The organism is Streptomyces sp. NPDC096013 (assembly GCF_044763565.1).
Taxonomy (GTDB): domain Bacteria; phylum Actinomycetota; class Actinomycetes; order Streptomycetales; family Streptomycetaceae; genus Streptomyces.
The window spans coordinates 201,402-214,455 of record NZ_JBIWGK010000003.1; the positions used below are offsets into that span (position 1 = coordinate 201,402).

At 69.7% G+C, this 13,054-nt stretch carries 10 protein-coding genes and 1 tRNA gene; 5 read left to right on the forward strand and 6 right to left on the reverse strand.

Going from position 1 to position 13,054, the window contains the following annotated elements; genetic code table 11:
* Window positions 1-81 precede the first annotated feature (81 nt).
* On the forward strand, window positions 82-861 hold the full coding sequence (locus ACIRB1_RS12490) for a hypothetical protein (RefSeq protein ID WP_352181972.1): 780 nt from the start codon (window positions 82-84) through the stop codon (window positions 859-861).
* A gap of 198 nt (window positions 862-1,059) precedes the next feature.
* On the opposite strand, the gene ACIRB1_RS12495 is transcribed toward ACIRB1_RS12490, so the two are convergent.
* Window positions 1,060-1,371 carry a hypothetical protein gene (locus ACIRB1_RS12495; RefSeq protein WP_403465499.1) on the reverse strand — a complete coding sequence of 104 codons (312 nt, stop codon included), beginning with the start codon at window positions 1,369-1,371 and terminating at the stop codon, window positions 1,060-1,062.
* Between the two features lie 102 nt (window positions 1,372-1,473).
* Between ACIRB1_RS12495 and ACIRB1_RS12500 the strand changes: the two genes are divergently transcribed.
* Window positions 1,474-1,704: a DUF4287 domain-containing protein gene (locus tag ACIRB1_RS12500; RefSeq protein ID WP_266771566.1), complete on the forward strand. Its 231-nt coding sequence runs from the start codon at window positions 1,474-1,476 to the stop codon at window positions 1,702-1,704.
* A gap of 84 nt (window positions 1,705-1,788) precedes the next feature.
* On the opposite strand, the gene ACIRB1_RS12505 is transcribed toward ACIRB1_RS12500, so the two are convergent.
* The 3 genes from ACIRB1_RS12505 to ACIRB1_RS12515 form a co-directional block, all read right to left on the reverse strand.
* On the reverse strand, window positions 1,789-2,676 hold the full coding sequence (locus ACIRB1_RS12505; RefSeq protein WP_403465500.1) for a Bax inhibitor-1/YccA family protein: 888 nt from the start codon (window positions 2,674-2,676) through the stop codon (window positions 1,789-1,791).
* A 171-nt stretch (window positions 2,677-2,847) separates the two neighbouring features.
* Window positions 2,848-4,032: a 4-hydroxybenzoate 3-monooxygenase gene (locus ACIRB1_RS12510; protein WP_403465501.1), complete on the reverse strand. Its 1,185-nt coding sequence runs from the start codon at window positions 4,030-4,032 to the stop codon at window positions 2,848-2,850.
* A 133-nt stretch (window positions 4,033-4,165) separates the two neighbouring features.
* Window positions 4,166-4,249, reverse strand: a tRNA-Leu gene (locus tag ACIRB1_RS12515).
* A 403-nt stretch (window positions 4,250-4,652) separates the two neighbouring features.
* On the opposite strand from ACIRB1_RS12515, the gene ACIRB1_RS12520 reads away from it, so the two are divergent.
* Window positions 4,653-5,423, forward strand: coding sequence for an ABC transporter ATP-binding protein (locus ACIRB1_RS12520; protein WP_352181968.1), 771 nt, complete (start codon window positions 4,653-4,655; stop codon window positions 5,421-5,423).
* 223 nt (window positions 5,424-5,646) lie between these two features.
* Window positions 5,647-8,175 carry an ABC transporter permease gene (locus ACIRB1_RS12525; protein ID WP_403465502.1) on the forward strand — a complete coding sequence of 843 codons (2,529 nt, stop codon included), beginning with the start codon at window positions 5,647-5,649 and terminating at the stop codon, window positions 8,173-8,175.
* Between the two features lie 66 nt (window positions 8,176-8,241).
* Here the strand turns inward: ACIRB1_RS12525 and ACIRB1_RS12530 are convergent, their stop codons facing one another.
* The gene (locus tag ACIRB1_RS12530; protein WP_403465503.1) at window positions 8,242-9,534 is read right to left on the reverse strand and encodes a class I SAM-dependent methyltransferase; all 1,293 of its coding nucleotides are present in this window, start codon (window positions 9,532-9,534) and stop codon (window positions 8,242-8,244) included.
* Window positions 9,535-9,775: 241 nt separating this feature from the next.
* Window positions 9,776-11,161 (reverse strand): NAD(P)/FAD-dependent oxidoreductase, encoded by a 1,386-nt coding sequence (locus ACIRB1_RS12535; protein WP_352181965.1) that lies wholly within the window; start codon window positions 11,159-11,161, stop codon window positions 9,776-9,778.
* A 659-nt stretch (window positions 11,162-11,820) separates the two neighbouring features.
* On the opposite strand from ACIRB1_RS12535, the gene ACIRB1_RS12540 reads away from it, so the two are divergent.
* Window positions 11,821-12,870: a zinc-binding dehydrogenase gene (locus ACIRB1_RS12540; RefSeq protein WP_403465504.1), complete on the forward strand. Its 1,050-nt coding sequence runs from the start codon at window positions 11,821-11,823 to the stop codon at window positions 12,868-12,870.
* Window positions 12,871-13,054 lie beyond the last annotated feature (184 nt).

A 13,054-nucleotide genomic window follows, 5' to 3' on the forward strand; every position in this document is an offset into this window, starting at 1 on the left:
TGACAGCTGGTTAGTCCGCCCTTCAAGCTGATGTAGGAAGTCGGGGGTCGACTTTGAACCGGGAGTACGTCAGTGAGCGCCATGCCGATCGCTTTGCTGCTCACCACGGCCGCCGTTGGCGCCGTGGGCGTCGCCGTCCTGCGCACCCTCTTGGTGCTCCGTCGCCAGGTAGCAGCCCTGCACACCGAACTCGCCGAGGGCCGAGCCGCCGCCGTACGCGCGCTCGTGCCCGCCGCCCGCAGCCACACCGACGCGGATGAGATACGCGCCGCCGTGGCCGAGGCGCTGGCCGAGGAACGGGAGCGGGAACTCGCCGAGGCGCGCGCCTTCTGGGCCGCCCAGGAAGCCCGCGACACGGAGGTGCCGACCCTGCTGGGTCTGCCCGACAGCGAGCTGTTCCTGCCCCGCCAGAGCGACTTCGCGGGCCTCGAACCGCTGGAGCCGGTCACCGAGCCGTCCGCGGACGCCGACGAGTTCGCCGGGGAGTCCCCCGAACTGGCCGCGGCCCGTCGCCGCCACCCGTCCCACCCGGACTTCGTCCCGGCCCAGTCACCCGTGGCCAACGACCACGAACGCACGGTGGCGACCCTGGAAGAGCTGGCCGAGTCCGCCGTGGAACTGGCCGACGTCCGCCCCGGCCCGCTGGGCACCCTCGACGTGTACGTCTTCGTCGACGGCACCACCCTCTGCATGACCCCCGGCCACCGCGAGACCGCCGAACGCCTCGCCGCGGCCCTCCAGGCCGGCGAGACCCCGTTCCTCCTGGGCGGCTCCGGAGTCTCCGGCGCGTACACCCTCACGTTCGCGTGCGGCGAGGAGAACGTCTACATCCTGGCAGACCGGGTCATAGCGTCCCTTTGATTCCGGGGACGTCCGGGTACGTCGTCGAGTGCGAGTGAGTGGGGGCTTGTCGCGCAGTTCCCCGCACCCCTAGGGGGACCCGGCGGGGCTGCGTTCAGCCGCCCGGCAGCCACCTGAAAGTCCCGGCAGACCTACGTCTTTCGGGGGCGCGGGGAACTGCGCGACAAGCCACGACGCACCCGCACCCGCCGACGAAGCTCAGACCCCCGCCCTCTTCTGCGCCTCCGCGACCAACTCCAACGCCTCATCGACTTCGGCGTCATCGACCAGCACGAGCGCGAAGTCATGCACGGCCACGGTGATCTGATCGGCCGCGGCGAACATCCCCGCGTCCGGCATCTCCCGAGGCTTCGCCCCGGGCTCCTCCACCGCCTGCGCCCGGCGGGCCATTTCCCTGGCCAGCGCCAGCGCCTCCGCGGCGGCGCCCCGTTGCAAACGACTCTGCGGCGCGGCCCTGAGCCGGTCCGCGAAGTGATCCACCGCTTGAGTCAACCGCGTCGTATCCACCACGCCGCGAGACTACGCGCCGTACCGGGACTGTTGCCAACGGGCGAACGCTCAGGCACGGTGACCTGAAGGACCGGCTTACACCCCATGCGTCCGGAGGCGCCGATGTCCCAAGTGTTCTCCCAGGAGACCCATCAGAATCTGCTCGCCCGCATCCCCCACTGCACCGGTCGTGAAGTGTCCGACTGGTTGCGCACCGTCGACGAAGGCCCCGCCCTCTTCCGCTTCGAGGAGAAGGTCAGCTGGCTCCGAGCCGAGCACGACCTCGCGTACGGCCACGCCAAGGCGATCATTCACGAGTACGACCTGAGGAGGGCCGCGCGCAAACTGCTCTAGGCGCGCACCACGGACGAACCGACCACGGACATGACGAAGGGCCCCGGGAACGAACCCGGGGCCCTTTCACGATCGTGAGGACCGCTAGTTGTTGCTGTTGAGGATCGAGATGAGCCGCAGGAACTCCATGTAGATCCACACCAGCGTCAGCGTCAGCCCGAAGGCCGCGAGCCACGCCTCTTCCTTGGGCGCGCCGTAGGCGATCCCGTCCTCGACCTGCTTGAAGTCCAGGGCGAGGAAGCAGGCGCCGAGGATGATGCCGACGACGCCGAAGAAGATGCCGAGCGGGCCGCTGCGGAAGCCGAGGCCGTCACCGCCGCCGAAGACCGCGAACAGCAGGTTCACGACCATCAGCAGCATGAAGCCGAGCGCCGCCGCCATCACGAAGCCGTAGAAGCGGCGGTTCACGCGGATCCAGCCCGCGCGGTACGCGATGAGGACGCCGGCGAAGACCGCCATCGTGCCGATCACGGCCTGCATGGCCGCGCCGCTCGCGATGCGGTTGTCGACGACGCTGGAGACGACGCCGAGGAAGACGCCTTCCAGCGCGGCGTACGACAGGATCAGCGCCGGGACGGGCTTGCGCTTGAAGGACTGGACGAACGCCAGGACCATCGCCACCAGCGCGGCACCGATGCCGATGCCGTACGACCGGCCGATGTTGGCGTCGTCGACCGGGAGCAGCGCCCAGGCGAGCGCCGCCGTGACGATCAGCGTGCCGAGGGTGGTGCCGGTGCGCAGGACGACGTCGTCCATGGTCATCCGGCCGGTGGAGGCCGGGGCCTGGGGCGGTGCGCCCTGTTGCAGGTCCTGCTGCGCGTACGGGTTCTGCGCGTACGGGTTGCCGCCCGCGTAGGGGTTCCCCTGCGTGCCCACGGCGGGGCCCCCGGCCTGCGGCGCGGTGTTGAAGCCCGCGTAGCCGTTGTCGCGGCTGAACCCCCGTCGCGAGAAGACCGGGTTTCTGCTCCTCATTTCACTCCTCCATGGCCGCCTCGCGCGGCCTTGGGCTCAAGAGTAATAGGTAGGCAAAGGATTGACCCTACCTCTTGGGGAGGATCTTCCCCTCGTCCTGCCAAGGTACGCGGTGCGGCGCACGCCCCGCGCACACTGGTACCAAGCCGTGACGCCCCCCTTAGAGCCCCCTTATCCCTGTGCGTCGAACGGAAACCCGGTGTACGCCTCGGCAAGATCCGTCTCGGCCGCCGCGGACGACGCGATCCGCTCCAGCCGGGCCAGTTGGAGCCGCCCCTCGAAGGGCGTCGCGTCGGGCGCGCGGTGCAGGAGGCTCGTCATGTCGTAGGAGAACCGCTCGGCCTGCCAGACCCGTCGCAGACAGGTGGCGGAGTACGCGTCGAGCCGTTCGTCGCCGCCCGTCTCCTTCTTGTACGTCAGTGCCCGCGCGAAGGTGACGACGTCGCCGACGGCGAGGTTGAGGCCCTTGGCTCCGGTCGGCGGGACGATGTGCGCCGCGTCTCCCGCGAGGAAGAGCCGTCCGTGCCGCATGGGCTCGTGGACGTAGGACCGCATGGGGGTGACGGACTTCTGGGTGACGGGACCGCGGTCGAGCCGCCAGCCGTCCTCCGTCTCGAACCGCCGCTCCAGCTCGTCCCAGATGTCGTCGTCGCTCCAGCTCTCCGCGTCCGTGCCCGCCTCCACCTGGAGGTAGAGGCGGGAGACGGACGGCGAGCGCATGGAGAGGAGGGCGAAGCCGCGGTCGTGGCGGGCGTAGACCAGTTCGTCGTGGGAGGGCGCGACATCGGCGAGGATGCCGAGCCAGGCATAGGGGTACGACCGCTCGAAGACGCGGGTGAGGTGCGCGGGGATCGCGTTGCGGGCGACGCCCCAGAACCCGTCGCACCCGACGACGTAGTCGCAGTCGAGGACGTCCTCGCGCCCCTGATGCCGGAAGCGGACGCGCGGCCGGTCGGTCTCCGCCCCCGCCACCTCCAGCGCCTCCGCCTCGAACAACAGCGGGCCGCCGTCGGCGAGTTGAAGGGCGATCAGGTCCTTGCACACCTCGGTCTGGGCGTAGACGGTGACGCTGCGGCCGCCGGTGAGGGCCGGGAAGTCCACCCGGTGCCGCTTCCGGTCGAACCGCAGCTCGATCCCGTCGTGCCGCAGCCCCTCCCGGTCCAGGCGCTCCCCCGCGCCGGCCGCGCGCAGCACGTCGACCGTGCCCTGCTCCAGAATGCCGGCCCGCTGCCGGTGCTCCACGTACTCCCGGTCCCGGCTCTCCAGCACGACCGAGTCGATCCCGGCGTTGTGCAGCAGCCGGGCGAGCAGGAGCCCGGCGGGGCCGGCTCCGATGATGCCGACGGTGGTGCGCATCGGGCGTTCCCTTTCCCTGGCCAGCATGTGTTCGCATGGTGAAATTTCCTTCACCTTGCTGGTACGCCCCAAGTCTCCGGCCGCGTGGGTCGCCTGTCAACGGTTGGGAAAGTGTGCGAAAAAGGGTCGGAGGTGCCCGGAGCCGGACTTGAACCGGCACGCCCGCGAAGGGGCAGCGAGGTTTAAGCTCGCCGTGTCTGCATTCCACCATCCGGGCAGGCCGTGGGCTCCGCATCGAGGTCACGAGCCTATCGGGACGCGCCTCCCCAACAGCGGGCGGGCGGACCGATGTTGTCTTATTTTATTGATGTCTGAGGGTGCATCAGACCGCGGAAAGAGCCATCAGCACTTGCCAATAGCCTTGCGCGCGGTCAGGGGGCTCGTATGCGGAATGACGGAATTTCACCGCCCGAACGAGGGTGCTCCACCGGTTCTTGACGCGAACCCGACTCAGGGGCCGTCTCCGGGTCGGCCCTCATCCCCAGGTATGACAGCGCTGAGCGCAGTCCGACTGGAGGCTGCCCCCGGAACCGGAACAGCGGCTGACTACACGGTGCGATCGGGCGGAGAGGATGGGACACGTCCCCAGCAGTACCGTCGTCCCGACAGGAGCGCCCTCAGTGACCACCACCCCCATCGCCGACCGGACCACCTCCGTGGCCGCGCGTGCCACGGATCTTTCCAAGATCTACGGACAGGGCGAGACCCAGGTGGTCGCCCTCGACCGGGTCTCCATCGCCTTCCGGCAGGCCGAGTTCACCGCGATCATGGGCCCCTCGGGGTCCGGGAAGTCCACGCTGATGCACTGCGTGGCCGGCCTCGACACCTTCTCGTCCGGTTCCGTGCGGATCGGTGACACCGAACTGGGCTCCCTGAAGGACAAGCAGCTCACGAAGTTGCGCCGGGACAAGATCGGTTTCATCTTCCAGGCGTTCAACCTGCTGCCGACGCTGACGGCCCTGGAGAACATCACCCTCCCGATGGACATCGCGGGCCGCAAGCCGGACAAGGAGTGGCTGGACTCGGTGATCACGATGATCGGTCTCGCCGACCGGCTGAAGCACCGGCCCTCCGAGCTCTCCGGCGGCCAGCAGCAACGCGTCGCCGTGGCACGGGCACTGGCCTCCCGCCCCGACATCATCTTCGGTGACGAGCCGACCGGAAACCTGGACTCGCGCTCCGGCGCCGAGGTGCTGGGCTTCCTCCGCAACTCCGTACGGGAGCTGGGGCAGACGGTGGTCATGGTCACCCACGACCCGGTGGCCGCCGCGTACGCGGACCGGGTGGTGTTCCTCGCGGACGGCCGCATCGTCGACGAGGTCTACGAGCCGACGGCGGACTCGGTGCTCGACCGCATGAAGCGATTCGACACCAAGGTCCGCACCAGCTGACCGGCTCCGGCCGCACCAGCTGACGGCACCTCAACTCGCCGCACGGGGACGGGCGTTCACTGCCTCCTCCCCGACACCGCGGCCCCGGCAGCCGGCTTCACCGCCAGGGCCCCCGACTTCGCTGCCCGGCGGCACCCGACTCCGCCCCGGGCCCGACTTCCTCGCCCCGGCCCCCGGCTCCGCCGCCCGGCTCACCCCTCGTAGACCTGGACTGAGTAGACCCATGTTCCGTACCGCCTTGCGCAACGTACTCGCGCACAAGGCCCGGCTCCTCATGACCGTGCTCGCCGTGATGCTCGGCGTCGCGTTCGTGTCGGGGACCCTGGTCTTCACCAACACCATCTCGAACGCCTTCCAGAACAGCTCGGCCAAGGGCTTCGACCAGGTCGACGTCGCCGTCCAGGCCAAGTACCAGGACGGCGGGGGCGACACCGTCGGCAAGACCCCCGAGCTGACCCAGGCCATGCTGGACACCAGCGCCAAGGTGCCGGGCGCCGCGTCCGCGACCGGTGTCGTCAACGGCTTCACCGCCATCGCCGACAAGAAGGGCAAGCTCATCGGCGGCGGCTTCCAGTCGGAGGGCGGCAACTACTGGGGGGACAAGGACGCCCGCTACCCCCTCACGTCCGGTGCCGCGCCCCATGGTTCGGGCGAGGTGGCCATCGACTCCGAGACCGCGAAGCGCGCCGGGTACAAGGTCGGCGACACCGTGCGCATCTCGGTCGACGGCCCTGTCCTGACCCCGAGGATCACCGGCATCTTCACCACCGACGACGGCAATGTCACCGCCGGCGGCAGCCTCGCCCTCTTCGACACCGCGACCGCGCAGAAGCTGTTCGGCAAGGCGGGGACGTACGACGAGATCGATGTGAAGGCCGCGGCCGGAACCAGCCAGGCCGCGCTGAAGGCGCACCTGGACAGTGCCCTGCCCAAGGGCCTCACCGAGACCACCACCGCCAAGAAGCTCGCCGACGACCAGGCCGAGACGATCGCCTCCTCGATGAGCGGGCTCAAGCAGGGCCTGCTGGTCTTCGCGGGCATCGCGCTCTTCGTCGGCACGTTCATCATCGCCAACACCTTCACCATGCTGGTCGCCCAACGCACCAAGGAACTGGCCCTGTTGCGCGCCGTCGGCGCCTCCCGCAGGCAGGTCACGCGGTCGGTGCTGCTGGAGGCGTTCGTGGTCGGCGCGGTCGCCGCGGTGGCCGGTCTGGTCGCCGGTATCGGCATCGGCGCCGGACTGCGCGCCCTGATGGGCACGATCGGCGCGACCGTCCCGGACGGCCCGCTGGTCATCACCGGGAACACGGTCCTGAGCGCCCTCGCGGTCGGCATCCTCATCACCATGCTCGCCGCCTGGCTGCCCGGCCGCCGCGCCGCGAAGATCCCGCCGGTCGCCGCGATGAGCAGCCTGCACGCCACGGCCACCACCAAGTCGCTCGTCCTGCGCAACACGCTCGGCGCGCTGTTCTCCGGCGCGGGCATCGCGGTCGTCATCGCGGCCACGTCGATGAACGGCTCGGACGGCCAAGCCCCCATGGGTATCGGCGCCGTCCTCCTCATCATCGGTGTCTTCATCCTGACCCCGCTGCTGTCCCGCCCGCTGATCGCGGCCTCGGCGCCGGTCCTGCGGATCTTCGGGATCTCCGGCAAGCTGGCCCGCCAGAACTCGGTGCGCAACCCGCGCCGTACCGCCGCCACCGCGTCCGCGCTGATGATCGGCCTCACCCTCATCACCGGCATGACCGTGATGGCGGGCAGCCTCCAGCAGGCGATCGACAAGATGGCCTCGTCCGCGATCAGCGCCGACTACATCGTGTCGATGGCGAACGGCAACTCGCTCTCCCCCGACGTCGACAAGACGCTCACCACCACCTCCGGCGTCACCGCCACCAGCCCGCTGCGCAACGCCCCCTCGCGCATCGACGGCACGTCCGAGTTCCTCACCGGCGTCAACGGCTCGGCGATCGACAAGCTCACCGACCTCAAGGTCGACAGCGGCACCTTCAAGGTCGCCGGGACCCAGGTGGTCGTGGACGACGACACGGCCACCTCCCGTCACTGGAAGGCCGGTTCGACCTTCACCGCGCACTACGAGGACGGCAAGGCGCAACAGCTCACCGTCTCCGCGGTCTACGAGGGCAACGAGCTCATCCGCGGCATCATGCTCGACAACGCCACGCTCGCCCCGCACCAGACCGACCCGGCCGACATGCAGATCCTGGTCAAGACGGCCGACGGCGCGTCCAGCGCGACGAAGGACAAGCTGGAGAAGGCCCTCGGCTCCAACCCGGCCGTCAAGGTCCAGGACAAGAAGGACCTCTCCGACAGCATCGCGCAGGTCTTCACCCTGATCCTCAACATGGTCTACGGCCTGCTGGCGATGGCGGTGATCGTCGCGGTCCTCGGGGTCATCAACACCCTGGCCATGTCGGTCTTCGAGCGCTCGCAGGAGATCGGGATGCTGCGCGCGATCGGCCTCGACCGCAAGGGCATCAAGCGGATGGTCCGGCTGGAGTCCCTGGTCATCTCGCTCTTCGGCGGGGTGCTCGGCATCGGCCTCGGCGTGTTCTTCGGCTGGGCGGCGGGCGAGTTGATCGGCGCGAAGATGGCGACGTACGCGCTGGTCATCCCGTGGGCCCGGATGGCGCTCTTCCTGCTCCTCGCGGGCACGGTCGGCGTCCTGGCGGCCCTGTGGCCGGCCCGGCGCGCGGCCAAGCTGAACATGCTGTCGGCCATCAAGTCCGAGTAGCGGCACATGAGTCGGGGCCCCGTTCCGCATCGGAACGGGGCCCCTTCCGCTGTCCGGAAATCCGGATCAGTTCCAGGTACGGGCGCGCAACGGCATCCCGGAACTCCCGCCGTCCGGGGTCCGGACCGCCAGGACCTGGTTGACGCCGATGCGGTTGCGCTCGAAGGCGAGCGCGGAGGCAGCCATGTACAGACGCCACACACGCGCCCGGCCCGCCCCGGCCAGCTTGGCCGCACGCGCCCACTCGGCCTCCAGGTTGGCGACCCAGCGGCGCAGGGTGAGCGCGTAGTGCTCGCGGATCACCTCGACGTCACGCACTTCGAGCCCGGCGCGCTCCAACTGCGTCACCGTGGTGCCGATCGGGGCGAGTTCGCCGTCCGGGAAGACGTAGGAGTCGATGAACTCGTCGATGCTGTACGCCGATTCGTCCCGGCGCGGGCGCCGGGCGATCTGGTGGTTCAGGAGCCGCCCGCCGGGTGCGAGCAGCGCGTGGAGAACCCCCGCGTACTCCAAGTACCGCTCGGCGCCGACGTGTTCGGCCATGCCGATGGAGGAGATGGCGTCGTAGGGCCCGTCGCTGACGTCGCGGTAGTCCTGCACCCGGATCTCCACCTTGTCGGTGAGCCCCTCGTCCGCGACGCGCTTGCGGGCGTAGGCCGCCTGTTCCTGGGAGAGGGTCACGCCGACCACGCGCACGCCGTACTCGCGGGCCGCGTGGATCGCCATCGAGCCCCAGCCGCAGCCGACGTCGAGGAGGCGCTGACCCGGCGTCAACTCCAGTTTGCGGCAGATGAGGTCGAGCTTGTCGCGCTGGGCGTCCTCCAGGGTGCCGTCCGGGGACTCCCAGTAGGCGCAGGAGTAGACCATGGAGGGGCCGAGGACGATCTCGTAGAAGTCGTTGCCGACGTCGTAGTGGTGGCTGATGGCGTGCTTGTCGGTGCGCTTGGTGTGGAGGTGGGCGCGGCCGCGGCGGACCTCTTCCGGGGGCGGGGCGGGCGGCAGCGGGAGTCCGGCGAGCCTGACCATTCCGCGGACGGCGGAGCGCACCTCGGGGTCGCGCAGGGCCTGGGTGAGGGTGCGGGCGTCCTCGCCGCGCTCCCACACCAGCTCGGACATCGCGTCGAGGGCCTCGTACAGGTCGCCCTCGATGCCCAGGTCGCCGGAGACCCAGGCGCGGGCCATGCCCAGTTCGCCGGGCTTCCACAGCAGTCGGCGCAGGGCACGGCGATTGCGTACGACCAACGTCGGCGCATCGGGCGGCCCTGCCTCGGAACCGTCCCAGGCGCGGATGCGCACCGGGATAGAGGTTCCCAACAGCTGTTCGAAGAGGGATTTGAGCCGCAGCGCGGCATCAGCCATGGCGCACACCTCCGTGACGCGGATCCCGGAATTGTCCATCACTACGTAAACACCGGCCAGGCCCGATCGCAGTCCTGCGTGAGCATTACGAGTAGGCAAAATAGATGTAGCGGCCATGGAGGTGGCGTGAGCGCACGCCGAAGGGGCCGCCCGCACCACGGATGGCGGACGGCCCCTTCGGGGTCACTGCTTCTTACGACTGCGCACGGCTTCTCACACCGCCAGAGGTGACCGAGGACGGTCAGGAGGCCTTGGCCTTCTCCTCGGTCTTCGCGGCGACGGCCGGAGCCGGCGCCGGCTTGGCGGCCTCGTAGAACTCCTCGCGGGGGTTCTCCATGGCGCCGAGCGAGACGACCTCGCGCTTGAGGAACATCGCGAGCGTCCAGTCGGCGAAGACGCGGATCTTGCGGTTCCAGGTCGGCATGGCCAGACCGTGGTAGCCGCGGTGCATGTACCACGCGAGGCGGCCCTTGACCTTGATCTTCATCTTGCCCATGACGATCATCGCGACGCCCTTGTGGAGGCCGAGGCCCGCCACCGCACCCTTGTTGGCGTGCGAGTACTCCTTCTGCGGGAAGCCCCGCATACCGGAGATCACGTTGTCGCCGAGGACCTTCGCCTGGCGCAGCGCGTGCTGGGCGTTCGGCGGGCACCAGGCGTTCTCGACGCCGGCCTTGCGGGCGGCGATGTCGGGCACCTGGGCGTTGTCGCCGGCGGCCCAGACGTAGTCGGTGCCGGTGACCTGGAGGGTCGGCTGGGCGTCGACGTGACCGCGCGGGCCGAGCGGGAGGCCGAAGCGGGAGAGAACGGGGTTCGGCTTGACGCCGGCCGTCCACACGATCGTGTTGGAGTCGACCTCCAGGCCGTTCTTCAGCACGACGTGGCCGTCGACGCAGGAGTCCATCGAGGTCGAGAGGTAGATCTCGATCCCGCGGCTCTCCAGGTGCTCCTTGCCGTAGAGGCCGAGCTTGGGGCCGACCTCCGGGAGGATCTTGTCGGCGGCGTCGACGAGGACGAAGCGCATGTCCTCGCGGGAGACGTTGGTGTAGTACTTGGCCGCGTCCCGGGCCATGTCCTCGACCTCACCGATGGTCTCCGCACCGGCGAAACCGCCGCCGATGAAGACGAAGGTGAGCGCCTTGCGGCGGATCTCCTCGTCGGTGGTGGAGTCGGCCTTGTCGAGCTGCTCGAGGACGTGGTTGCGCAGGCCGATGGACTCCTCGATGCCCTTCATGCCGATGCCCTGTTCGGCGAGGCCGGGGATCGGGAAGGTGCGGGAGACCGCGCCCATCGCGATGACGAGGTAGTCGAAAGGCAGCTCGTACGCCTCGCCCACGAGGGGGGCGATCGTGGCGACCTTGCGGTCCTGGTCGATGGTGGTGACCCGGCCGGTGAGGACCTCCGCCTTGGGCAGGACGCGCCGCAGCGGGACGACGACGTGCCGAGGGGAGATGCTGCCGGCGGCGGCTTCGGGGAGGAAGGGCTGGTAGGTCATGTACGACCGGGGGTCGACGACCGTGACGGTCGCCTCGCCGTAGCGCATCTTCTTGAGAATGCGCCGAGCTGCGTACAGGCCTACGTACCCACCGCCTACTACGAGGATCCTGGGACGCTCCGTGGTGCTCATGCCATCGAGTATCCACCTGCCCCTGGGGGGTCGCTCGTGCGCCCCTTCACAAGCTTGCCCAGGGGCTGTGTTATCCTCCGCGACTCGCATGATCCAGGTCGCGTCAGAGGCACTGAACCACGGGTCGGTTCGCCCCGTTGTCAAGGCCGCGTGAGCTGCCGCTCTACCCCGCGAGACCCCCTGGACCACACCTCCGCGACACCCTCCCGAAACACCCGCGAATCACTCCCGGACCACCCCGCCGAGCACGTCCCCAGGGCCGTCCGCACCCCGGAAGGGCCAGCCGGGGCCGTCTCGTCGCTCAACTGGACAGAATTCCTTGTGAAGAACTTCACGAACTTTCTTGCGGACACGTTCCGAAGGGGGTCCGCGGGCGCCTCTGCTTCCGCTCATACGTTATATGGGCTGCTCAGGAGTTTACTACTGGCCAGTAATAATTCGGGGTTCCGGAGAGCCGGGGACGCCGGGGGACGGGCATAAGGGGGGATCGGCAGAGGGGTCGACGGCCCGGCGGCGGGACCGGTGTGAGGGCGGCGGCAGCTGGCCCACCCGTACGCCAACAACCCTGATTTCAGGCCGAGTCGGGAATGAAGCGGCGGGTGTCGCATGTTGTGGCCCCCCGACCGGATCTCCCCTCCCCTGGGAAGAAGGCACGCCCCATGACCTCCTCGCCGACCACCATGCGCGCCGTCCGGCTCTCCGCACCCGGCCCCGTGGAGAATCTGCGGCTGATCACGCTCCCCCTCCCTCCCGAACGGGACGGGTGGGTGCGCATCAAGGTCGAGGCGTTCGGGCTCAACCGGTCGGAGCTGAAGCTGCGGCTGGGGGTGAGCGAGGGCGTCAGCTTCCCCCGGGTGCCGGGGATCGAGGCCGCCGGGACCGTCGACTCGGCGCCGGCCGGAAGCGGGCTGGTGCGGGGGCAGAAGGTCGTCGCGATGATGGGGGACATGGGGCGGACCTACGACGGCGGGTACGCGGAGTACACGTCGGTGCCGCTGACTCAGGTGATCCCGGTGGAGACCGAGCTGCCCTGGGAGGTGCTGGGCGCGCTGCCGGAGATGGTGCAGACCGCGTACGGCTCGCTCACCGTCGGGCTGGATCTGCGGCCGGGGCAGTCCGTACTGATCCGGGGCGGCACCTCCTCCGTGGGCCTAGCCGCCGCCGCGCTCGCCCGCCGGCGCGGTGCCACGGTGCTGTCCACCACCCGCCGCCCCGACCGCCTCGCCGCGCTGAAGGAGCACGGTGTCGACCACCCGCTGCTCGACACCGGCGAAGTGGCGACCGCCGTAAGGGAGTTGTACCCGGACGGGGTCGACGCCGCCCTCGACCTGGTCGGCACCCCGACGCTGCCCGACACCCTGCGCGCGGTCCGCGTCCACGGCACGGGCTGCTTCGGCGGCAGCCTCTCCAACCAGTGGACGGTGCGGGACTTCGCGCCGAACGAGTACCTGCCGAGGGGAGTGCGTCTGGCGGGCTACTTCGGCGACGCGTCCGACCTGCCCGCGGCGGTCTTCCAGGAGATCCTGGACGCGGTCGCCGCCGGCCGACTCGCCTTCCCTGTCGACCGGGTCTACGACGGCCTGGAGCAGGTGGCGCGGGCCCACGACGACATGGAGCACGACCGGGCCACGGGCAAGTTGGTGGTCCGCGTCCGGCACGGCGGCCTCGACCGCGATGCCGGGGGTGCGCCCGCGTCCGCCCCTGCCTAGTGGGCGGAGATGAGGGCGATCAGGGCGATGAACAGCCCGAGGATTCCGGCGATCTCCGCAGCCACCGTCAGCAGCGGACGGCGCGCCCCGTCACCGGCCGGTGACGGGGCGGACGGGGTGAGGCCCCTTGGTTGTGCGCCTGCGGGACGTGCGGAAGGACGGTCGGTCCCGTCCCGGCCTGACG

Bases quoted from the DNA above. Each gene is read 5' to 3' on its own strand.
- ACIRB1_RS12530 (WP_403465503.1), bottom strand. From the start codon at position 9,534: ATGGCTGATGCCGCGCTGCGGCTCAAATCCCTCTTCGAACAGCTGTTG.
- ACIRB1_RS12500 (WP_266771566.1), top strand. From the start codon at position 1,474: ATGTCCCAAGTGTTCTCCCAGGAGACCCATCAGAATCTGCTCGCCCGC.
- ACIRB1_RS12525 (WP_403465502.1), top strand. From the start codon at position 5,647: ATGTTCCGTACCGCCTTGCGCAACGTACTCGCGCACAAGGCCCGGCTC.
- ACIRB1_RS12535 (WP_352181965.1), bottom strand. From the start codon at position 11,161: ATGAGCACCACGGAGCGTCCCAGGATCCTCGTAGTAGGCGGTGGGTAC.
- ACIRB1_RS12505 (WP_403465500.1), bottom strand. From the start codon at position 2,676: ATGAGGAGCAGAAACCCGGTCTTCTCGCGACGGGGGTTCAGCCGCGAC.
- ACIRB1_RS12540 (WP_403465504.1), top strand. From the start codon at position 11,821: ATGACCTCCTCGCCGACCACCATGCGCGCCGTCCGGCTCTCCGCACCC.
- ACIRB1_RS12490 (WP_352181972.1), top strand. From the start codon at position 82: ATGCCGATCGCTTTGCTGCTCACCACGGCCGCCGTTGGCGCCGTGGGC.
- ACIRB1_RS12510 (WP_403465501.1), bottom strand. From the start codon at position 4,032: ATGCGCACCACCGTCGGCATCATCGGAGCCGGCCCCGCCGGGCTCCTG.